This is a genomic window from Campylobacter sp. US53, assembly GCF_004378995.1.
In the GTDB taxonomy this organism is placed as follows: Bacteria; Campylobacterota; Campylobacteria; order Campylobacterales; family Campylobacteraceae; genus Campylobacter_D; species Campylobacter_D jejuni.
This window is the reverse complement of sequence record NZ_RYYH01000001.1, coordinates 61,219-82,930: the sequence shown is the minus strand read 5'-3', so window position 1 is coordinate 82,930 and position 21,712 is coordinate 61,219. Positions and strand designations below refer to the sequence as shown.

The 21,712-nt window shown below is 31.3% G+C and carries 19 protein-coding genes; 17 read left to right on the top strand and 2 right to left on the bottom strand.

Features of this window, described 5'->3' with window-relative positions; all coding sequences use genetic code 11:
• Positions 1-5: 5 nt before the first annotated feature.
• The 17 genes from guaB (at position 6) to ELQ05_RS00330 (ending at position 19,427) form a co-directional block, all read left to right on the top strand.
• A complete protein-coding gene (guaB, locus tag ELQ05_RS00410) occupies positions 6-1,463 on the top strand; it encodes an IMP dehydrogenase (RefSeq protein WP_057100053.1) in 1,458 nt (485 codons plus the stop codon).
• Positions 1,460-1,633 carry an exodeoxyribonuclease VII small subunit gene (gene xseB / locus ELQ05_RS00405; protein WP_002853034.1) on the top strand — a complete coding sequence of 58 codons (174 nt, stop codon included), beginning with the start codon at positions 1,460-1,462 and terminating at the stop codon, positions 1,631-1,633. The genes guaB and xseB overlap by 4 nt, the downstream gene beginning before the upstream one ends.
• The gene (locus ELQ05_RS00400; RefSeq protein WP_052782823.1) at positions 1,626-2,402 is read left to right on the top strand and encodes a carbon-nitrogen hydrolase family protein; all 777 of its coding nucleotides are present in this window, start codon (positions 1,626-1,628) and stop codon (positions 2,400-2,402) included. Before xseB ends, ELQ05_RS00400 begins: the two co-directional genes overlap by 8 nt.
• An 11-nt stretch (positions 2,403-2,413) precedes the next feature.
• Positions 2,414-4,387 carry an LTA synthase family protein gene (locus ELQ05_RS00395; RefSeq protein ID WP_070300968.1) on the top strand — a complete coding sequence of 658 codons (1,974 nt, stop codon included), beginning with the start codon at positions 2,414-2,416 and terminating at the stop codon, positions 4,385-4,387.
• Between the two features lie 63 nt (positions 4,388-4,450).
• Positions 4,451-5,749 (top strand): UDP-N-acetylmuramate--L-alanine ligase, encoded by a 1,299-nt coding sequence (gene murC / locus ELQ05_RS00390; protein ID WP_079742602.1) that lies wholly within the window; start codon positions 4,451-4,453, stop codon positions 5,747-5,749.
• On the top strand, positions 5,742-6,092 hold the full coding sequence (locus tag ELQ05_RS00385; RefSeq protein ID WP_002869116.1) for a membrane protein: 351 nt from the start codon (positions 5,742-5,744) through the stop codon (positions 6,090-6,092). Before murC ends, ELQ05_RS00385 begins: the two co-directional genes overlap by 8 nt.
• Positions 6,082-8,292: an endonuclease MutS2 gene (locus ELQ05_RS00380; protein WP_074469264.1), complete on the top strand. Its 2,211-nt coding sequence runs from the start codon at positions 6,082-6,084 to the stop codon at positions 8,290-8,292. The genes ELQ05_RS00385 and ELQ05_RS00380 overlap by 11 nt, the downstream gene beginning before the upstream one ends.
• An 8-nt stretch (positions 8,293-8,300) precedes the next feature.
• On the top strand, positions 8,301-12,302 hold the full coding sequence (locus tag ELQ05_RS00375) for an N-6 DNA methylase (RefSeq protein WP_134239827.1): 4,002 nt from the start codon (positions 8,301-8,303) through the stop codon (positions 12,300-12,302).
• Positions 12,303-12,344: 42 nt separating this feature from the next.
• Positions 12,345-13,046, top strand: a complete 702-nt coding sequence (locus tag ELQ05_RS00370; protein ID WP_070317096.1) for an NAD-dependent deacetylase — start codon at positions 12,345-12,347, stop codon at positions 13,044-13,046.
• The gene (locus ELQ05_RS00365; RefSeq protein ID WP_002861777.1) at positions 13,039-13,638 is read left to right on the top strand and encodes a LysE family translocator; all 600 of its coding nucleotides are present in this window, start codon (positions 13,039-13,041) and stop codon (positions 13,636-13,638) included. The genes ELQ05_RS00370 and ELQ05_RS00365 overlap by 8 nt, the downstream gene beginning before the upstream one ends.
• 3 nt (positions 13,639-13,641) lie before the next feature.
• Complete coding sequence (gene dapE, locus ELQ05_RS00360; protein ID WP_002877725.1) at positions 13,642-14,739, top strand: succinyl-diaminopimelate desuccinylase; 1,098 nt, start codon at positions 13,642-13,644, stop codon at positions 14,737-14,739.
• A 9-nt stretch (positions 14,740-14,748) separates the two neighbouring features.
• A complete protein-coding gene (gene thiS, locus ELQ05_RS00355; protein WP_002836054.1) occupies positions 14,749-14,940 on the top strand; it encodes a sulfur carrier protein ThiS in 192 nt (63 codons plus the stop codon).
• The gene (gene thiF / locus ELQ05_RS00350) at positions 14,937-15,740 is read left to right on the top strand and encodes a thiamine biosynthesis protein ThiF (RefSeq protein WP_079862149.1); all 804 of its coding nucleotides are present in this window, start codon (positions 14,937-14,939) and stop codon (positions 15,738-15,740) included. The genes thiS and thiF overlap by 4 nt, the downstream gene beginning before the upstream one ends.
• A gap of 2 nt (positions 15,741-15,742) precedes the next feature.
• The gene (locus tag ELQ05_RS00345; RefSeq protein ID WP_057100806.1) at positions 15,743-16,519 is read left to right on the top strand and encodes a thiazole synthase; all 777 of its coding nucleotides are present in this window, start codon (positions 15,743-15,745) and stop codon (positions 16,517-16,519) included.
• A 2-nt stretch (positions 16,520-16,521) separates the two neighbouring features.
• A complete protein-coding gene (gene thiH, locus ELQ05_RS00340) occupies positions 16,522-17,667 on the top strand; it encodes a 2-iminoacetate synthase ThiH (RefSeq protein ID WP_070300990.1) in 1,146 nt (381 codons plus the stop codon).
• Complete coding sequence (locus ELQ05_RS00335; protein ID WP_070317098.1) at positions 17,657-18,268, top strand: thiamine phosphate synthase; 612 nt, start codon at positions 17,657-17,659, stop codon at positions 18,266-18,268. The genes thiH and ELQ05_RS00335 overlap by 11 nt, the downstream gene beginning before the upstream one ends.
• On the top strand, positions 18,261-19,427 hold the full coding sequence (locus ELQ05_RS00330; protein WP_070317099.1) for an MFS transporter: 1,167 nt from the start codon (positions 18,261-18,263) through the stop codon (positions 19,425-19,427). The genes ELQ05_RS00335 and ELQ05_RS00330 overlap by 8 nt, the downstream gene beginning before the upstream one ends.
• Here the strand turns inward: ELQ05_RS00330 and murG are convergent.
• Together murG and ftsW are read right to left on the bottom strand one after the other, a co-directional pair.
• A complete protein-coding gene (gene murG / locus ELQ05_RS00325) occupies positions 19,398-20,426 on the bottom strand; it encodes an undecaprenyldiphospho-muramoylpentapeptide beta-N-acetylglucosaminyltransferase (protein WP_070317100.1) in 1,029 nt (342 codons plus the stop codon). The genes ELQ05_RS00330 and murG overlap by 30 nt on opposite strands.
• On the bottom strand, positions 20,423-21,586 hold the full coding sequence (gene ftsW / locus ELQ05_RS00320) for a putative lipid II flippase FtsW (protein WP_002853553.1): 1,164 nt from the start codon (positions 21,584-21,586) through the stop codon (positions 20,423-20,425). The genes murG and ftsW overlap by 4 nt, the downstream gene beginning before the upstream one ends.
• Positions 21,587-21,712 lie beyond the last annotated feature (126 nt).

Sequence of the window (21,712 nt, the reverse complement as noted above, 5' to 3'; positions counted from 1 at the left end):
GAAAGATGAAAATTGTAAAAAGAGCTTTAACTTTTGAAGATGTATTATTGCGTCCTGGGTATTCTGAAGTTCTACCTAAGGAAGTAAAAATTCACACTAAACTAACAAAAAATATCACTTTAAATATGCCTTTAATCTCTGCGGCTATGGATACAGTTACTGAACACAGAGCTGCTATCATGATGGCAAGACTTGGAGGACTTGGAGTGATTCATAAAAATATGGATATAGCTTCACAAGTTAGAGAAGTAAAAAGAGTGAAAAAAAGCGAAAGCGGAGTGATTATCGATCCTATTTTTGTAAGTCCTAAAGCAAGTGTTGCGGAAGCTTTAGAAATTATGGCAGAGTATAGAATTTCAGGTGTTCCTGTAGTAGATGAAGATAAGAAACTAATAGGCATACTTACCAATCGTGATTTAAGATTTGAGAGCGATTTTTCAAATTTGGTTGAAAATGTTATGACTAAAATGCCTTTAATCACTGCTCCAAAGGGTTGTACTTTAGATGATGCGGAAAAAATTTTCAGTACCAACAAAGTAGAAAAACTTCCTATAGTTGATGAACAAGGACGCTTGGAAGGACTTATCACTATAAAAGATCTTAAAAAACGCAAAGAATATCCTGATGCCAATAAAGATGGTTTTGGAAGATTACGTGTGGGTGCGGCTATAGGAGTAGGGCAAATGGATCGTGTAGATGCTTTAGTTGAGGCAGGCGTTGATGTTGTTGTGCTTGATTCTGCGCATGGACATTCTAAGGGTATTATTGATACAGTAAAAGCGATTAAAACCAAATATCCAAATTTAGATCTTATCGCAGGAAATATCGCTACTGCAGCCGCAGCAAAAGCACTTTGTGAAGCAGGAGTAGATGCGGTTAAAGTAGGTATTGGGCCAGGAAGTATTTGTACTACGCGTATTGTTTCAGGTGTGGGTGTGCCTCAAATTTCAGCCATTGATGAGTGCGTGGAAGAAGCAAATAAATTTGGCGTTCCTGTGATAGCTGATGGCGGGATTAAATATTCAGGTGATATCGCAAAAGCTTTAGCCGTAGGTGCAAGTTCTGTTATGATAGGATCGCTTTTAGCTGGAACAGATGAGAGTCCAGGAGAGCTTTTTACTTATCAAGGAAGACAATATAAGTCTTATCGTGGTATGGGCTCACTTGGGGCTATGCAAAAGGGAAGTTCAGATAGATATTTTCAGCAAGGTACTGCTCAAGATAAACTCGTTCCTGAAGGTATAGAAGGGCGTGTTCCTTATGTGGGAAGTATAAGAAGCGTGGTGCATCAACTTTTAGGAGGTTTGCGTTCTTCTATGGGTTATGTTGGGGCTAAAGATATAGAAGATTTTCAAAAAAGAGCTGAATTTGTTGAAATTACTACTGCAGGGCTTAAAGAAAGTCATGTGCATGATGTTATTATCACTCATGAAGCACCAAATTACAAGGTCAATCATCAATGAGTTTTGAAGAAAATTTAAAACACGCTAATGAATCTTTGGAAAAATTAAACAATCAAGAGCTTGCCTTAGATGAAAGTGTAAAAATTTATAAAGAAGGTTTAGAGAGTATCAAAAAAGCAAGACTTGAGCTTGAAAAAGCAAAATTAGAAGTGGAGCAAATCGATGAGTAAAATAGCGGCTTTACAGTTTCCAACTTTAGCTTTAAGTGAATCAAGGCTTGATTATTATCTCAAAGCTTCAAAAGACAATGGGGCAAATTTGGTAGTTTTGGGCGAATATGTGATCAATAGTTTTTTTACAGAACTTTTACACATGCCAAAAAATATGATAAAAGAACAAAGCGAGGCTAAAAAAGAAAGCTTGATTAAACTTGCTAAAAAATACGAATTAGAAATCATCGCTCCTTATGTTAGCGTTGAAGCTAAAAGTTATAAAAAACTTTGCTTAAAAGTTACTCCAAATGGTGTTAAAAGTTATGAACAGCAAATTTTAATGCCTTATGAACATTGGAATGAAGAAAAATTTTTCAGCAACAAAACTCCATCGGAATTAAAAATTTTTACTTTTAATTATGAAAAATTAAAATGTACTTTGCTTTTTGGTTTTGAGACGCATTTTGATATTTTTTGGCAACAGATTATGGCGAAAAAAATTGATTTGGTTATCGTTCCTAGTGCTTGTACCTTTGAAAGTAAACAAAGATGGGAAGAACTTTTAAAAACAAGAGCTTTTTTAAATTCTACAAGCATTTTAAGAGTAAATCGCATAGGTAAAACAAAAGATGAATGGAATTTTTACGGCGATACTCTGTTTATCAATGCTTTTGGCGAGATAGAAAGTAAATTAGGTTCTGAAGAAGAAATGCTTATTATAGAGCCTAAAAAAAGTGATGAAGCAAGAAAACTTTGGGGTTTTGATAAAATTCTTAAGAATTTTTAAAGAAGATGAATATGAGAAAAATTTTACTTCAAATTTTTATTTTTAGTGTATTATTTATAGTAACTTTTACCATTAATCGTATTTTAATGCAAAATTCTTTTATCCCTACTGGTTTAATTAGTGATAAAAATGAAATCTTTTTAATGTATCTTTTAGGTGTTTTTCATGATATAAGATTTTTAAGCGCAGCGTTTTTACCATTCTTGCTTTGTGGTTTTTTAAGTTTAATTTTTTCTAATATAAAAATAAATAATAAATTAGTAATATATAGTAAAAATTTTTATTTCATTTTTTCAAGCATTTATATAATTGTTCTTTCTTGTCTTTGTATAGGATTTTCTTATGCAAAATACTATTATTACGAAATTTACAAGACTAAATTTGATATTTTTATGTTTACTCTAAAAGATGATAATACAAAAACTATTTTAAGTATTATTTATCACGATTATCCAATTTTAAAAATTTTAGCTTTAATGTTGATTTTTGGAGTTTTTGTATTTTTTTTAAATTTGAAAATATTAAATTTAAAGCTAAAACCTGTTAATTTAAGATTATTTCCCTTGATAGCTTTAAATTTAATATTAATTATTGTTTATGTTATAGCATTAAGGGGTCCCTTTAAGCATGTGGCTATAAATGTGCAAAATTATTCTTTTAGTGAATATAGTGTTGTAAATGATACAATGTTAAATCCAATTATGGCATTTTCTTGGGCTTTAAAACAATATAAAGAAGAAGCGGCTTTGAAGGTTATCACACCTTTGAAAGCACAAAAACTTAAAGAAAAACTTTTTGATTATTTGCATCAAAGTCCTATAAATCTAAAAGCTGAAAAGAATCATCCTAGTGTATTTGTTAACTTAATGGAAAGTTTTGGGCTTAATTTGGCTGATTTTGCAAATACAGAACATAATTTTTTAGGTTCGTTAGATAAACATTTTAAGCAAGATTTTTTATTCAAACGTTTTTTGAGTTCTAGTAATGGAACTATACCAAGTTTTGCAAACTTATTTTTTGTAAGTCCATTTTCTAATATTTCTACAAGCAAATTTCAGAAAACTTATTTGGATTTAACACCTATTGCTGTTTATAAGAAAGCAGGATATAAGGTGATTTTTGTAAGTGCAGGTAATGGATCTTGGCAAAATATTAAAAATTATCTCAGTATTTTGGGAGTAGATGAGATTATAGATGAAAATATTTTAATGAAAGACTATAATGGAGCAAAAGATAGTGAAAATGGTTATGGGGTAGCTGATGAGTTTTTATATAAAAAAGTTTATGATTTGCTTCAAAAAAATCCACACAACACCCTTATAATTGCTCTTACTATTTCTAATCATCCACCTTATAAATTTCCGCAAAATGATTTGCCAAAATTAGAAAACATTCCACAAACTTTGCTTAATATGCTTCCTTATGAAAAAGATAAACAAGACAATATTATCAAAGCTTATACTTATGCAAACAATGAATTTGGAAAATTTCTAGATAAAGTAAAGCAAAGTCCATTTAAGAATAGTGTTATTATAGCAGCAACTGGAGATCATAGAGTACGCGAAATGAGTATAGATTTAAATTCCCAAAAAGCTTTTGCTTATAGTGTACCTTTTTATCTTTATATTCCTAAGGATTTGCAAGATAATATTTATTATGATAAAGATCGTGTAGGATCTCATAAAGATATTTTTCCAACTCTTTATGCTTTAAGTTTAAATAATGTCAAGTATTTAAGCGTAGGCGGAAGAAATATGTTAGCAAGACCAAGTGATGAGAAATTAGAATTTGGGATCAACGATGCTGTATGGATTGATAAAAAAGGTATTTATAGTGGCGGTAAAGGGTATTATTTTGAAAGTAATGATGCTTTAAAAGATATGAATAAAGCTTTTAACCTTGATGGTTATACTAAAGACTTTGATAAATTTTATAGAGAGTTAAATTTATATCAATTAGCCGAGCGTTTAGGCATTTCAAAATAGGATTTATATTTTCTTTTTAGTAAAAAAGTGCTAAAATTTAGCCTTTAAAGTATAAAGGTTTAAATGATGCAAAATATCCATTTTATCGGCATAGGCGGTATAGGAATTTCCGCTTTAGCAAGATTTTTAAAAGAAAAAGGTTTTAAGATTAGCGGAAGTGATCTTAAAGAGAGTAAAATCACTAAAGAACTAGAAAAAGAAGGGGTTAAGGTCAGCATCCCTCATCATAAAGACAATATTTTAAACAAAGATTTAGTTATTTATTCTGCTGCTATCAAAGAAGAAAATCCTGAATTTAAACATGCTAAAGAATTGGGCATTAAATGCCTTTCACGCAAGGAGGCCTTACCTCTTATCTTAGAAGATAAGCGTGTTTTTGCAATTGCAGGAGCACATGGAAAAAGCACGACTTCAAGTATTTTAGCTTCTTTACTTGATGATGCTTCTGTGATCATCGGAGCGATTTTAAAAGAATTTGGTTCAAATATGATTTATAAAGAAAGTCAAAACCTTGTTTTTGAAGCTGATGAGAGCGATAGTTCTTTTTTAAATTCAAATCCTTATTTGGCTATAGTTACCAATGCGGAAGCAGAGCATTTAGATCATTATGGTAATGAAGTTTCAAAACTTCATCATGCTTATACCCAGTTTTTAGATGTGGCTAAAATTCGCGTGATTAATGCTGAAGATGAGTTTTTGAAAAATTATAAAAATGAGTCAATCAAGCTTTATCCAAGCAAAGATATCAAAAACTGCACCATGTGTATAGAAAATTTCAAACCTTTTACAAGCTTTGAGTTAAAAGATTTAGGTGAGTTTAAAGTTTTTGGTATGGGATATCATTTAGCTCTTGATGCGTCTTTGGCGATTTTGGCGGCTCTAAATTTTTTAGATATAGAAACGATAAGAACCAGACTTAAAAATTATCAAGGTATTAAAAAGCGTTTTGATATTTTACATGCTGATGAAAATTTGGTTTTAATTGATGATTATGGTCATCATCCAACCGAAATAAAAGCGACTTTAAGTGCAGCACAAGAATACGCAAAATTAGGTAGATATAAAAAAATCACAGCTATCTTTGAACCCCACCGCTACACGCGTTTAGCTGCAAATTTAAAGGAATTTGCAAAGGCTTTTGAAGGTGTTGATGAGCTTGTAATTTTACCTGTTTATGCTGCAGGAGAAGAGCCTATAGAGCTTGATTTAAAAGCAGTTTTTCCTAAGGCTTTATTTGTAGAAGATATCAAAAGAGAGGGTAAATTTTTAGTAGCTTCTAAGGGGCAGGTTTTTGAAGAAGGGCTTATTATAGGTTTTGGTGCAGGAGATATCAGCAACAAATTAAGGCAAAAGAATGAGTAGGGTTTTTTTATATTTTTTAATTATTTTAATTTTAGCCTTAATCACTTTTGCTTTGCGTGAAAAATTAGGCAAAAAAACCAAACCTTTTTTTGGTATTTTACTTGTGATTTTTATTGTTTTAGCAGTATTTTTTGAATTTGAAAATACGCAAAAAAGTCATTTAAGAACAGATATTATCGTAGCTTTTAATCAAAATAAAAATATTTTATGTAAAGATATTAATGTTTCTAAGGCGTATTTTAATTATGAATTTGGAACAGGAAGTTTTATTTCAAAGGATAATAATCAAAGTTTTAATTCTTTAATCATAGATATTAAAGATTGTAGGTTAAATGATGAATGATGCAAAAGAAGAATTGATCTCAAAGCTTGATTTAAACAGCTATTTAGAAGAGTTTAAGGCCCTTTTTGCAAGAGATAAAGAGATTTTTTTACAAGGAGATTCTAACCTTCATTTTAAACGCATACATGAGCTTTGTGAGGTGGAATTTCCTACTATGCCAGAGCTTAGCAATCTTGATAAAGCCTTAGTGCATTTAAGCAAGCAAGGAATTTTACATTTAGATGAAATTTTTGAATTTGTAAAAATTTTTCGTTATTTTGAAAAGTTAAAAAAAATAAAACTAGGAACAAATTTAGACTCTTGGTTACAAAAGATAGAATTTGTTAGCGGGGCTTTGGAGCTTTGTTTGAATTTCGATGAAAAAGGGGAATTAAAAGAAAGTTTAGACGAAAGACTTGTAAATCTTAATGCCGCTTTAAGATTGAAAAACGAAAGCATAATAGCTGAGTTTAAGAAATTTTGCTATACAAAAGCTTTAATGCCTTATCTTATCGATACACAAATCCATCTTATAAACAATCTTGAAGCCTTGCTTGTAAGAGGCGGGTTTAATCACGCTATTAAAGCAAAAATCATAGGTAGAAGTAGTGGCGGTGGCTTTTATATCGTGCCTTTAAGTGTTGAAAATTTGCAAAATGATATAGAAAAAATCAAAAATCAAAAAGAAGAAATTTATTATGAATACGCTAAAAATTTCTCAGCTTTTTTAGCAAAAAACCTACCTTTTTTAAAATTTATCAATACAGTCTTTGATCTTTTTGATCATTATAGTGCTAGGGTTTTGCTTGCTAAAAAAAGGGATTTTGAATTTGTTTTGTGTGATCAAAGTACGGATTTAGTGCTTAAAAATTTCGCTCATCCTGCCTTAAAAAATCCAAAAAGCGTGAGTTTGGAATTTAAAAAACAAGTTTTAATCATCACAGGGGTAAATGCAGGTGGAAAATCCATGCTTTTAAAATCCATGCTAAGCGCAGCATTTTTAGCTAAACATCTTTTGCCTATGCATATAAAAGCAAGTGAAAGTAAAATCGGTACTTTTAAAGAATTTGATGCCATCATAGAAGATCCGCAAAATGTTAAAAACGACATTTCAACTTTTGCAGGAAGAATGTTGCATTTTTCTAGGCTTTTTTCTAAGAAAAATTTGCTTTTAGGTATCGATGAAATAGAGCTTGGAACAGATTTTGAAGAAGCGGCTTGTTTGTATAGCGTGTTAATTTCAAAACTCATAGCTAATAATCTTAAAATCATTATCACCACACACCACAAACGCCTTGCCATGCTTTTAGCAAAGAATGAGCAAGTTGAACTCATCGCTGCTTTATATGATGAAGAACTTTCACGCCCAAAATATGAGTTTTTAAAAGGTACTATAGGAAAATCTTATGCCTTTGAAACCGCTTTGCGTTATCAGATTCCGCCGAATTTAGTTAGCGAGGCTAAAAAGCTTTATGGCGAGGATAAAGAAAATTTAGAGGAACTTGTAGGTAAAAATATCAATCTTGAATTAGAACTAAAAGCTAAGCTTGAAAATGTTGAGAAAAAAGAGCAAAAAGTCGATGAAATTTTACTTTCTTTAAAAGATCAAAAAGAAAAAAATGAACAAGAATTTCGTACGAGTTTGAGAAATTTAGAATTTAAATTTCACAAAGCCATAGAAGAAGCTAAAAAAACTATACAGCTTAAAGACACAAAAGATAAGCAAAGAAGTCTTAATAAAGCCAATGAGCTTAAAAAAGAAATCATTTTGCCAAGTATGGAGCAAAACGAAGAATTGCGTGTGGGGGATTTTGTAAAATATGAAAAAATTAAGGGTAAAATCATAAGCATTTCTAAAAACGATGCTATGGTTGAAAGCGATGGGATCAAACTTCGTGTGCCTTTAAAACTACTTAAAAAAAGTGGTGCAATGCCAAAAAAAGTAGCAAAAACAAGTATAAGCGTAAGTAAACCAAGCAATTTAAGTGTAACTTTGGATTTGCATGGACTTAGGAGTGATGAGGCTATTTCAAGGCTTGATAAATTTATTTCAGATGCTTTGATAGCGGGATTTGATGAGGTTTTGATCTATCATGGCATAGGAACAGGAAAGCTTGCCTTTGCTGTAAGAGAGTTTTTAAAAACCCATAAAAGTGTCAAGGGTTTTAATGACGCACCGATCAATCAAGGTGGCTTTGGTGCTAAGGTGGTAAAATTATAAGGAAATAAATGATTACAAAAGATAATTTAAAATATGTTTTAGAAAACTTAGGCTTTAAAAATAAAAATGAAAATTATGTAAAAACAATCAATAATTGCACACTTTTAATAGATTATAAAAACCAAAGTATTAATTACCCAAAAGAAATAAAAATTCACGATAAAACTACTTCTAATTTTTCACACCCTGAAAATTTTGTAGTTTTTGAATGTGTGCATAGACTTTTAGAAAAAGGCTACAAGGCTCAACATTTAGAGTTAGAGCCAAAATGGAATCTTGGCAGGGATAAAAAAGGTGGTAAGGCTGATATTTTAGTAAAGGATAATGAAAACAATCCTTATTTAATTATAGAATGTAAAACCACAGATTTTAAAAATAGTGAATTTATAAAAGAATGGAATAGAATGCAAGAAGATGGTGGGCAGCTTTTTTCTTATTTTCAGCAAGAAAAAGGTGTAAAATATCTTTGTCTTTATACAAGTGATTTTAGCGATAAGTTAGAATATAAAAATTACATCATACAAGCTTACGATAACGAAGAATATCTAAAAGAAAAAGAATTACAAAATTCTTATAAAAAATCTAATAACAATATAGAACTTTTTAAAACTTGGAAAGAAAGTTATGAACTGCAATATTTCGAGCAAGGTATTTTTGAAGCAAATGTCAATGCCTATAAAATTTTAGAAATTACTCCAACTTTTGATAATCTTAAAGAACTTAAAGAAGAAGGCAAATATCACGAATTTGCAAAAATTTTACGCAAGCATAATATATCAGGCAAGGAAAATGCCTTTGATAAACTTGTAAATATTTTTCTTTGCAAAATTTATGATGAAACTTTTAATAAAAACAATCTCAAATTTGGATATTTTGGTGTAATGGCAGATACTTATGCAAATATGCAAGATAGATTAATGTGGCTTTATAAAGAAGCTATGAAAGAATTCTTAGGAGAGAAAATTACCTTTGTATCTAATGAAGATATAGAAAAAGACTTTAAGCAATTAAAGATAAAAACTTTAAAAGAAGTAATGCAAAATTACATCAAAGAATTAAAATTTTATTCAAATAATGATTTTGCATTTTTAGAAGTGCATAATAAAGAATTATTCTTAAAAAATGCACTTGTATTAAAAGAAATAGTAGAGCTTTTTGCAAATTACAAGCTTACCCAAAACTCTACAAATCAATTTTTAGGCAATCTTTTTGAACTTTTTTTGCAAAAAGGTATGAAGCAAGATGAAGGGCAGTTTTTTACCCCTATTCAAATTTGTGAATTTATTATGTATTCTTTACCGCTTCAAGAAATGTTAAGCAAAAACTCTAAAGCTTTAAGGGTGATTGATTATGCTTGTGGTGCTGGACATTTTTTAAACACCTATGCCAATGAGCTTAAGCGTTATCTAACAGAAGATGAGCTTAAAGAGCATTATAAAAATATTTATGGTATTGAAAAAGAGTATCGCTTAAGTAAGGTTTCTAAGGTATCAAGTGCAATGTATGGGCAAAATGAAATCAATATTTTATACGCTGATGCACTTGCTTCTTTTGAATTAGCAAATACAAATAATTTAGAAGGAGAAAAAGCAAAACCACAAATAGAATCAAATAGTTTTGATTTGCTTATAGCAAATCCACCTTATTCTGTAAAAGGATTTTTAGAAACTTTAAGTGATAAATCTAAAAATACCTATAAACTTTTTAACGATGATATAAACATAGAAACAAATAATTCTATCGAATGCTTTTTTTGTGAGCGAGCAAATCAAATTTTAAATGATAATGCTAAAGCTGCTATTATCTTGCCAAGTTCTATTTTAAATAAAGATTCTATTTATAAAAATACAAGAGAAATATTATTTCAAAATTTTGATTTTATTGCCATTGTAGAGCTTGGAAGCCAAACATTTGGAGCAACAGGGACAAATACGATTATTTTATTTTTACGCAAAAAAGAAACTTTTAAACAAGAAAATCATCTTATTTCTCAAGATTATAGTTTGATTAAAGAACGCATAGAAGCTGAAAATTTAAAAGACAATGAAAACTTTTATCAAAATTATCTAAGTGCGTATTGTGATTTTAGAAAATTTGATAAAGAGCTTTATAGCAATTTTTTAAATGGAAACTTAGATTCTAATCTTGTAGAGTTAGAAGCCTTTAAAGATTATCGCAATGCATTTAGGCAAACAAGTGATTATAAAAAACTTAAAGAATCTAAAATTTATAAAGAAAGTAAAGATAAGCAAGATTTAGAAGATAAAGCCTTTTTAGCTTATGCTCAGGCAATAGAAAAGGATAAATTGCTTTATTTTTGTCTAAGTCTTAATCAAGAAGTTTTAATCATAAAATCCCCAAGTGATATAAAAGAACAAAAGAAATTTTTAGGTTATGAGTGGAGCAATAGAAAAGGTGATGAAGGTTTAAAAGAATTGCACGAACCTTATTTGAGCCCACTTTTTGAAAGAGGCAATCCGCAAAATGAAACTAAGCTTAATACTTTAATCTACAAATCTTTTTTAAATACGCTTGATGTTATCCCGCAAGAATTACAGACTTATGCTACAAAAGCAAGGCTTGTTGATATGATAGATTTTGAAAAAGTGGAATTTAATAAAGCTATAAGTTTAAATCCAAAAACTCAAAGAGAAGAAATAAAGTCTCAATACCCATTGGTTAAATTGAAAATTTGTGGAGATTTTTTCATGGGAGGAACACCATCAAGAAAAAATATAAATTATTGGAATGGGGATATTAAGTGGCTAACAATTAGCGATTACTCTAATCGTCAAGTTATTATGGATACTAAAGAAAAAATTACAAGAGAGGGTTTTAAGAATTCTAATGCAAAAATGATACAAAAAGGTGCTGTTGTTGTTTCAATTTATGCAACTATTGGTAGAGTTGGAATATTAGGCGAAGATATGACAACAAATCAAGCTATAGTAGCTATTATTCCAAATGAAGAATTTATAAATAAATATCTTATGTATGCTATTGATTATTTTAAATTTCAATTATATAACGAAGTTATTACAACTTCGCAACAAAATATAAATTTAGGAATCTTGCAAAATATGGTTATTCCAAAACCACCGCTTGAAATTCAAAAGCAAATCGTTGTAGAGTGTGAAGAAGTAGAAGAGCAGCATAATGCTTTAAGCTTGAGTATAAAAGAGTATCAAAACCTAATCAAAGCAATGCTTCAAAAATGCGGCATCATAGAGGACAATCAAGAATATGAACTAAATTCTATTTTAGAAAATTTGCAAAAATTAGAATCTAAGCTTGATTTTAATCTCTTGTTTTCATTTATAGATGATTTTACTAATGCAAGGCAAGAAGACTTAAAGAAATTTAAAGAATTCGTCAAGAATATAAAAGCTATTTTAGACACCCTTCCGATATCTCCAAAAGATGGCTGGAAGAGAATTTCTTTAAAGAATGAACAATATATAGAACTTAATCCTAGCAAAAAAGAAATATCAAAACTTGATGAAAATATGCTTGTCTCATTTATAGAAATGGCTAGTGTTTCAGATAAGGGTTATATTCAAAGTAAGATAGATAGGTCATTAAACGAAGTAAGAAAAGGCTACACATATTTTATAGAAAATGATATTTTGATTGCAAAAATTACTCCTTGCATGGAAAATGGTAAATGTGCTATCGCAAAAAATCTAACAAATAACATAGGTTTTGGTAGCACAGAATTTCATATTTTTAGAGCAAAAACAGGGCTTGATAGCAGTTTCTTATTCTATAATCTAAATCAACAAAATATAAGAGAAAAAGCAGCTCTTGCTATGACTGGAGCAAGCGGACACAAAAGAGTTCCTATAAGTTTTTATGAAAATCTTACAATCCCACTCCCACCGTTAGAAATTCAAGAAAAAATTGTTCAAAACATTGAATTAGTAGAACAACAAATTGATTTTCTTAATCTTAAATTAGAATTTTTAGAAAAAGAAAAAGAAAAAATCTTGCAAAAATATTTATTTTCTTAAAGCATTTTTCGCTAAACTTTGTAAATTTTATAAGGTTTAGCTATGAAAAACATTATGATATTAAGCGGAGCAGGGCTTAGTGCTCCAAGTGGGCTCAAAACTTTTAGGGATAATGACGGGCTTTGGGAAGAATACGATGTGATGGAGGTTTGCTCTGCAACAGGTTTTAGAAAAAATCCTAAAAAAGTACTTGATTTTTACGATGCAAGAAGAGCACAACTTCAAAATGTAAAGCCAAATCATGCTCATGAAAAAATTGCACAGTTAAAAGAAAAATGGGGTAAAAATCTTTTTGTTATCACGCAAAATGTAGATGATTTGCTAGAGCGTGCAGGGTGTAAAGATGTGATTCATTTGCATGGCTTTTTGCCTGAACTTCGCTGCTTAAAATGCGAAGAAATTTTTAATATAGGCTATGAAAAAATCACAGATAAACAATGCCCAAAATGCAAAAGCAAGGATTTAAGACACAATATAGTCATGTTTGAAGAGCAAGCTCCTGCTTATACTACGCTTTATTCTTTGCTAAATCAAACTTCGCTTTTTATCAGCATAGGCACAAGTGGGGCGGTTTTGCCTGTAGGGCGTTATGCTTCAATGTGCGAAAAAAGTATTTTAAATATCTACGAAAAAGATGCGAATTTAGAGCGGTATTTTGATAAAATCTATATAGAAGATATTATAAGTGCTATTGATAAAATCGCACTTGATATAGAAAATTTTATGAAAGATGGTAATGTTTGATTCTTTTTTAAGTGGAGTTTTTTTGGGCTTTGGAGTGAGCGTGCCTTTTGGGCCTGTAAATATTTTGATTTTAACTTATGCATTAAAAGCTTTTAAAAATTCCATAGCTGTAGGACTTGGAGCATTTAGTATAGATATGCTTTATCTTTTTTTGCTTCAATTTGGGCTTTTAAATTTCTTAGACAATGTTATTTTTATGCGTTCTTTGGCGATTTTTGGTTTTTGTTTTTTAACTTATATGGCGTATTTGATGCTAAGAAAAAAGAAAGAAAGCTTAAATTTAGAGCATAAAGAATTTAAAGAAAGTCTTTTGAAAAGTTATATTAAAGGAGCTTTTTTAAATGGTTCAAATCCTTTTGTGATAGGATTTTGGCTTAGTGCTGCAAGCGTGGTTTTAAGTAGTGATCATGCTTATTTGATGACTTTAGGGCTTGTTGTGGCTATACTTTTTTGGGTAAGTGCTTTAGCCTTTGTGGTGGCAAGATATAGTCATGTTTTTAGTGCAAAAGTTGTTTTTATAATCAATATAATTTCAGCTATAATTATAGAGTATTTTGCTCTTAATTTATTATATAAAACTTTCTTAGGATAAAAAATGAATGCAAAAGAATTTTTAATCGAACTTTTAAAATTTAAATCTGTTACGCCAAATGATGATGGAGCTTTAAATTTCATCGCTATGGAACTGAGTGATTTTGAAGCTTTTTTTATAGAAAAAGAAGGCATTAAAAACCTTTTACTCACTAAAAAATTTAAAGATGAGGGTGAGCATTTAGCTTTTGGTGGGCATGTAGACGTGGTGCCTGCAGGCGAGGGTTGGAGTAGCGATGCTTTCGTGCCTATGGAAAAAGAAGGCTTTATCTATGCAAGAGGTGCTCAAGATATGAAAAGCGGAGTAGCAGCCTTTGTAGATGCGGCAAAGAATGCGGATTTTAAAGGAGCAAGACTGAGTCTTATTTTAACAAGTGATGAAGAAGGCGAAGCTATATATGGAACTAAGGCTGTTTTAGAATGGATGCAAGAAAGAGATATGCTACCTGATTATGCAGTGGTTGCCGAGCCAACCTGTGTTAAAAAAATCGGCGATAGTATCAAAATAGGGCGTCGTGGTTCTATCAATGGAAAACTTTTAATCCGCGGAAAACAAGGGCATGTTGCTTATCCTGAAAAATGTATCAATCCTGTGCATGATTTTGCACCGGTTTTAAAGCTTTTAGCGGGTTTTGATCTTGATCCTGGAAGTGCTGAATTTAGTCCTTCAAAAATCGTTATTACCGATATTCGCGGAGGTATGGGGGTGTGTAATGTTACGCCAAATGATTTAAAACTTATGTTTAATGTTCGCAATTCCCCTGATACAAGTTTAGAAGATGTAAAAAGTTATGTAGAAAAAATTTGTCATGGTTTAAACTATGAGTTAGAGCTAAAACAATCAAGCGAAGCTTTTTTGACAAATATCGATAATAAAATCGTTCAAAAAATGAATGAAAGCGTTCAAAAAATCACTCATGAAGTGCCAGAGCTTAATACCAAAGGCGGTACAAGTGATGCAAGGTATTTTGCAAAATATGGTGTAAAAGTAGTGGAATTTGGGGTTTGCAATGATAGAATTCACGCTATTGATGAAAGAGTAAGCATAGAAGAATTTGAAAAACTTTGCCTTGTTTTTAAAGACTTGATAGAAAATTTTTAAAGGTTTAGGATGATTATCAATGGAGAAAAATTTGAGCTTAAAGAGCTTAAATTTATGGATTTTATCAAAGAAAAAGGCTTGAAAATCGAACTTATCGCTTTAGAATTAAATGGAGAAATCATACCAAAAAGCGAATTTGAAAATTTGATTTTAAAAGAAAACGATAAAGCTGAAATCGTAAGTTTTGTAGGAGGCGGTTGATGAGAGTGAAATTTAATGGTAAAGAACTTGATACAGACTTTAAAACAAGTTTGGAATTTTTTGAAAATATCAGCAAAAATGAAAATGATGTATGGATTATCAATGGTTTTGCAACAAAAGAGAATATCGCTTTAAACGAAGATGATGAGCTTTTTTGCATAGAAAGAAATACTTTACCTCCAAAAGATGCACTAGATGCTATGATGAGAGCAAGACACACTCCAAAGCTTCACGATAAACTTAAAAATGGGCGCGTGGCAGTTTGTGGTTTAGGTGGGCTTGGCTCACATATAGCGATAAATTTGGCAAGAAGTGGAGTGGGGTATTTAAAGCTGATTGATTTTGATGTGATTGAACCTAGTAATTTGAATCGTCAAGCTTACCGTGTAAGTGATTTGGGTAAATTTAAAACCGAAGCTTTAAAAGAGCAAATTAGCGAGATTAACCCTTATATCAGCGTTGAAATTTGCACTTTAAAAATCGATGAGGATAATTTAAAGTCTTTGTTTAAAGATATAGATATAGTTTGTGAAGCCTTTGATAGTGCTATCGCAAAAGCGATGATGGCGCAAAATTTTCATAGATTTTACAAAGATAGTATTTTAATCTGTGCTTCAGGGCTTGCGGGCTATGGTGATAGCAACAGCATACAAACAAGAAAAATTGCTAAAAATTTCTATGTATGTGGGGATTTGGTAAATGGTGCTAAGCTAGGAAATGGACTTATGGCACCAAGGGTAAATATTTGCGCAGGACATCAAAGCAATCTTGTTTTAGAGCTTTTAGCAAATAAGGAGTAAAAATGCAAGAAAATTTAAAAAATGATAAATTAAAAATAGGTAAATACGAGTTTGATTCAAGATTTATTTTAGGTTCTGGAAAATATTCGCTAGAGCTTATAAAATCAGCCATAGAAGAAGCTAAAGCACAGATTATCACTCTAGCCTTACGCCGTGCAAATACAGGGGAAATTGCTAATATACTTGATTATATCCCTAAAAATATCACACTTTTACCCAACACTTCAGGTGCAAGAAACGCCGATGAAGCCTTACGTATTGCAAGGCTTTCAAGAGAGCTTGGTTGTGGAGAACTTATCAAGATAGAAGTGATAAGCGATAGTAGGTATTTGCTGCCTGATAATTATGAAACGATTAAAGCTTGCGAGCTTTTAGCTAAAGAGGGCTTTACGCCTTTACCTTACATGCATGCTGATCTTTACGCAGCTAGAGCTATGCGTGATGCAGGAGCTGCGGCTATCATGCCTTTGGCAGCACCTATTGGGAGCAATAAAGGCTTATGTGCTAAGGAATTTATACAAATTTTGCTTAATGAAATTGATTTGCCTATCATTGTAGATGCGGGTATTGGAAGTCCTGCGCAAGCTTGTGAAGCTATGCAAATGGGAGTAAGTGCGGTGATGGTAAATACAGCTATAGCTGAAGCTAAAGATATAGCCTTGATGGCTAGAGCTTTTTCTTTGGCGGTAAATGCAGGAAGAGCGGCTTTTTTAGCAGGTTTAGCAAGTGTGAGCGAGGCTAAAGCAAGTTCTCCATTAACAGGCTTTTTAAGGGATTAATCATGCAAGATTATATGCAGTATTTACCTCATATGCAGGAAATAAAAAGCGAAATTTTAAACAAGGTTTTAACTCAAGTTCAAAGCTATGATGAGAGTCAATTTAGCGCCAAAGATGTTAAAAATGCTTTAAATCAAACACATTTAAACATAGAGCATTTAAAAGCCTTGCTTTCAAGTGCGGCAGAAGATTTCATAGAAGAATTAGCCTTTAAATCCGCTAAAGTCAAGCAAAAATATTTTGGAAATTCTATCTCTCTTTTTACCCCACTTTATTTGTCAAATTATTGTAATTCTAAATGTGTTTATTGTGGTTTTCAAAAAGGTAATAAAATCGCAAGAGCTAAGCTAAGTGAAGCTGAAATTCATGAAGAAATGCAAGCTATTGCTAAAAGTGGTTTAGAGGAAATTTTAATGCTAACAGGTGAGGGTAGGGAGTTTGCAAGTGTAGAATATATAGCAAATGCTTGCAAGATTGCTAGAGAGTATTTTAAGGTTGTAGGCGTTGAAATTTATCCTATGAATGAAGAAGAATATAAAATTTTGCATGAAAAGGGTTGTGATTATGTGACTGTTTTTCAAGAAACTTACAATCCTTTAAAATATTCTAAAATTCATTTAGGTGGTGAAAAACGCATTTTTCCTTATCGCTTTAATGCTCAAGAAAGAGCTTTAAAAGCAGGTATGCGTGGAGTGGCTTTTGCGGCACTTTTAGGTATAGATGATTTTAGAAAAGATGCCCTTGCTACGGCACTTCATGCGCATTTTTTACAACAAGCTTATCCGCATGCTGAAATTTCTATTTCAGTACCACGTTTAAGACCTATTATCAATAATGCTAAAATCCATCCTAAAGATGTGAGTGAAAAACGCCTTTTGCAAGTACTTTGTGCTTATAGACTCTTTTTGCCTTTTGCGGGTATTACCATTTCAAGTCGTGAAAGAATAGGTTTTAGAGATGAGGTTATCAAGCTTGGCGCTACTAAAATGAGTGCAGGAGTGAGTGTGGGTATAGGTGAGCATAAGGGCGAGAAAAAGGGCGATGAGCAGTTTGAAATTTCAGATGATAGGAGTGTAGATGAAATTTTAGCTATGCTTAAAAGATCAAATTTACAAGCTGTGATGAGTGATAGCATTTATGTGGGATAAAAAAATCATCGCTATAAGCGATAGAAAATGTGTAGAAATAGACTTCTTAAAGCAGATTGAAAAACTTGCTAAGGCTAAGGTAGATGCTATAGTTTTAAGAGAAAAAGATTTAAGCGAGTTTGAGTATTATGATTTAGCAAAAGAAGTTTTAAGCATTTGCACAAAGCAAAAAGTGACTTGTTTTTTGCATTCTTTTGATAAGGTTTGTTTAAAATTAGGGCATCGTTATTTTCACGCACCGCTTTCTTTGCTAAGAAAAGAGCCTAAATTAATAAAATATTTTCATATACTTGGTACTTCAGTCCATAGCAAAGAAGAGCTTTTAGAGGCGATGAGTTATAAGGTAAATTATGCTTTTGTAGGGCATATTTTTGAAAGTTCTTGTAAGGCGGGTTTAGAACCTAAAGGGCTTGATTTTTTAAAATCTCTGCTTGAATTTAGTCAAATTCCACTTTATGCTATAGGCGGTATCAATGCTCAAAATATAGAAAATTTTAAAGATATGAATATAGCAGGTATTTGTATGCGTGAAATTTTAATGAAAGAAAAAGACTTAAAAACATATATCCAAGTTTGCAAAGAAAGATTATCTTATGAGTAGTATTCAAAAAAAGATTTTTTGGCTTAATTTTTTCATCGTTGTGATTGTAGCTTTTAATCTGCGTGCTCCTATTACCGCTATAGGGCCTATAATAGATGTGATTAAAGATGCGTATGGGTTAAATTCTACTTTTGCAGGAGTGCTTACAAGTTTACCTTTGATAGCCTTTGGAAGTATTTCTTTTATAGTGGGATATTTTTCACCTATTAGGGCTATTATCGTGGGGATTTTTTTGATCTTTATTGGCGAAATTTTGCGTTCTTATACAGGGATATATGGCTTATTTTTGGGTATGTTAGGCATAGGTTGTGGTATAGCAATCGCTAATGTTTTATTGCCTAGTTTTATTAAAGAAAAATTTCCTAAAAAAATAGCAAGTATGATGGGGGTTTATAGTCTTATTTTAAGTATTTCTTCTATAGCAGGGGTAGCTTTAGCTATACCTTTACTTAGCGTGTTTGATTTAGCAGGTGCTATGTTTTTTTGGGCGATTTTTTCTTTTGTAGCTTTGGTGGTTTATTATCCTCAAGCTAAAAATGGTAGATTTTTTCGTGCTAAGAAAAAAAGTTCTAAAAAAATCAATCTTTTTACAAATGCAACCACTTGGAAGATTACCCTTTTTATGGGATTTCAAAGTTTTTTAGCTTATTCTTTGTTTTTTTGGTATGTTCAAATCGTTGTAGAAAAAGGTTTTGATAAAGAATTTGCTACAAATATGGTTCTTTTTGCTCAACTTGTTGCAGCTCCAGTGTCCCTTTTTGGCCCATTGCTTTTAGGAAAATTAAGGCAAAATTTACATACTCCTTATATAGCAAGTTTGTGTAGTATGTATGTAATTGCTTTTGCCATGCTTTTTGTTTTTGATAGTAAAACTTCTATTATCATTAGTGCTTTTATCATGGGCTTTCCATGGGGTGGGGTTTTTGGTATTGCACTACTTTTTATCGCTCAAAAAAGTTCAAATACTCAAGTAGCAGCAAAGCTTTCTGCTTTAGCTCAAGGTTTTGGATATTTAATCGCAGCACAAGGGCAGTGGATTATAGGTTTTTTACACGATAAATTTGAGAATTTTTCACTTGCTATTTTGATGTTGATTTTTGTAGGGGTTTTGGTAAATATCTTTGGATATTTATCTTATAAAAGCCAAGTTATCAGATAGTGCTTTTTCTAGTAAAATATCCCCACCATTTTTTTGTGCTATATTTTGCAATCTTGTAGAAATATCTTCTAAGTTAAGTTTTAACATTGCTTTTAAAAAATCATCAAGATTGATCGAGTCTTGCGTGAAAATTTGACATAAAGCTTGATCTTGTAAAAATTTAGCATTAAAGTATTGATGATTTTTAGCTGCATAAGGATAAGGTATGAAAATAGCAGGCAAGGTGTTAGCGCAAAGTTCAAAAAGGGTGCTTGCACCTGCTCTTGATATAGCTAGATCCGCATTTTTCATTTTTTCTTCCAAATTTGAACTAAAGTCAAAAACATCAGCTTGGATATTTAAGCTTTGGTAGTGTTTTTTGCATTTTTCAAAATCATTTTTTCCGCATTGATGAATGATTTTAATATTTTGGTTTTGAAGCTTTGGGGCGAGATTTAAAGCTAGTTCGTTTATAAAGCTAGCTCCTTGTGATCCTCCTAGGAAAATAATATTTTTTAATTCTGTGCGAGTCCTAGCATTATCAAAAAATTTATTTGCCACAGGATAAGGACTAAATTCTTTTTCAAAGGCGCTAAAAAATTTTGTAGCGAAAGGTTTTAAAAGCATATTCAAAGAGCCGCTTTTTGAATTTTGTTCGTGTATAAAAAGAGGCAAATGTGAGAATAAAGCTGCAAAAGATGCAGGAGCTGCACTATATCCACCTACACTAAAAACGGCTTGGATGTGGTATTTTTTAAAAATTTCTCTACAATCTTTGGAGAGTTTTAAGGTGTGGAGTAAAGAACTGATTTTGCCAAATTTGCTTTGATTAACCACTCCTTTAGAGCTTAAAAAAAATTTTTCCTTAAAGCGTATTTCATTTTCAAACCAAGCTTTATCTTGACCATTTTGACTGCCTATGTATACACATTCTATATTTTTTTTAATTGCGCTTTCTAATAAGCAACGCACTATGGCTAAATGCCCTCCAGTTCCGCCACCTGTTAAAGCTATTGTCATAATTTAACCTTTTTTGAAATCATTAATACATATCCTATGCCTATGCAAATTGCCCACATTGAACTTCCTCCATAGCTTAAAAGTGGAACCGCTACACCTTTTAGTGGAGTAAGAGAAATAATACCAAAAGCATTCATAAAGAAAGAAAAAAGTAAAAGTAAGGCTATGCCTGAACAAAAAATAAAATCTTGTTTAGCTTCGCATCTTCCTGCAATTCTAAAAATTCTTAAAATCATCCAAAGATAAATATAGCAAATAACTCCAAGACCTAAGAGTCCTATTTCTTCAGTAATTCCTGAAAGAACAAAGTCAGTATGCACTTCACTTAAAAAGCCTAATTTAAAAGTTCCAAGTCCTAGGCCTTCACCAAACATTCCTCCATGGGCTATAGCATTTAAAGAGTGCGAAATCTGATAAGGCTCGCTGTTGCTACTTACTCTTAAAGCATTTGCTAGCCAATCAGGAAGCATAGGTAAAAAAGCATCTTGTATATTCCCCCACCAAGAAGCGATTCTTTGAATTCTTCTTTGGTTGCTAAAAATTACCATTATACCTATCATCATAATGATTAAAGTTCCAAAAGCAAAAAGCCTTTTACTAGCTCCTGCAAAAAAAGCTAAAGCTAGAATCAAAAAGAAAGAAATTACGCTTTGTCCTAAATCGTTTTGAGTGATATAAATATATCCTATAACTATAGAAGCTAAGATACAATAAGGCAGAAGAATTAAAGCCTCGTGTCTGATAGCTTTTTTACTATCATCAATACGCCTTGTATAGCTCCATGCTAAAAAATAAATCAATCCTATTTTAAAAAATTCCACAGGAGAGATAGAGAGTGGGCCTAAGCGTATCCAGCGTTTAGCTCCTCCGCTAGCTGTTGCTAATGCAGAAGGTAAAAATGGCAAAATGATGATAAAGATAAAAGAAATAATCAAAATAGCTAAAATAATTTTTTTAGAAAGTGCTTTATCAGGATCCAATCGAGAAATAAAAAACATTATAAGTATGCCACTAATTCCAAAAAATAGCTGACGAATAAAAAAATGAAACTCACTATAGTCAAGAAAAAGAACAGTAAAAGCTGTAAGAGAGTATGAAAATACTATTCCTATGGTGATTAAAATACAACTTAAATAAAATAATCTTTTATCAGCAACCATTATAATTATAACTTTTCTTTATTGGAATTAAAATTTTAAAAAGTTTTATTATAACTAAAATAAATTAAATTTTTTGCTAAGTTTTTGTAAGGAAAATTTGCTAAAATTAACAATAAAAATATAACA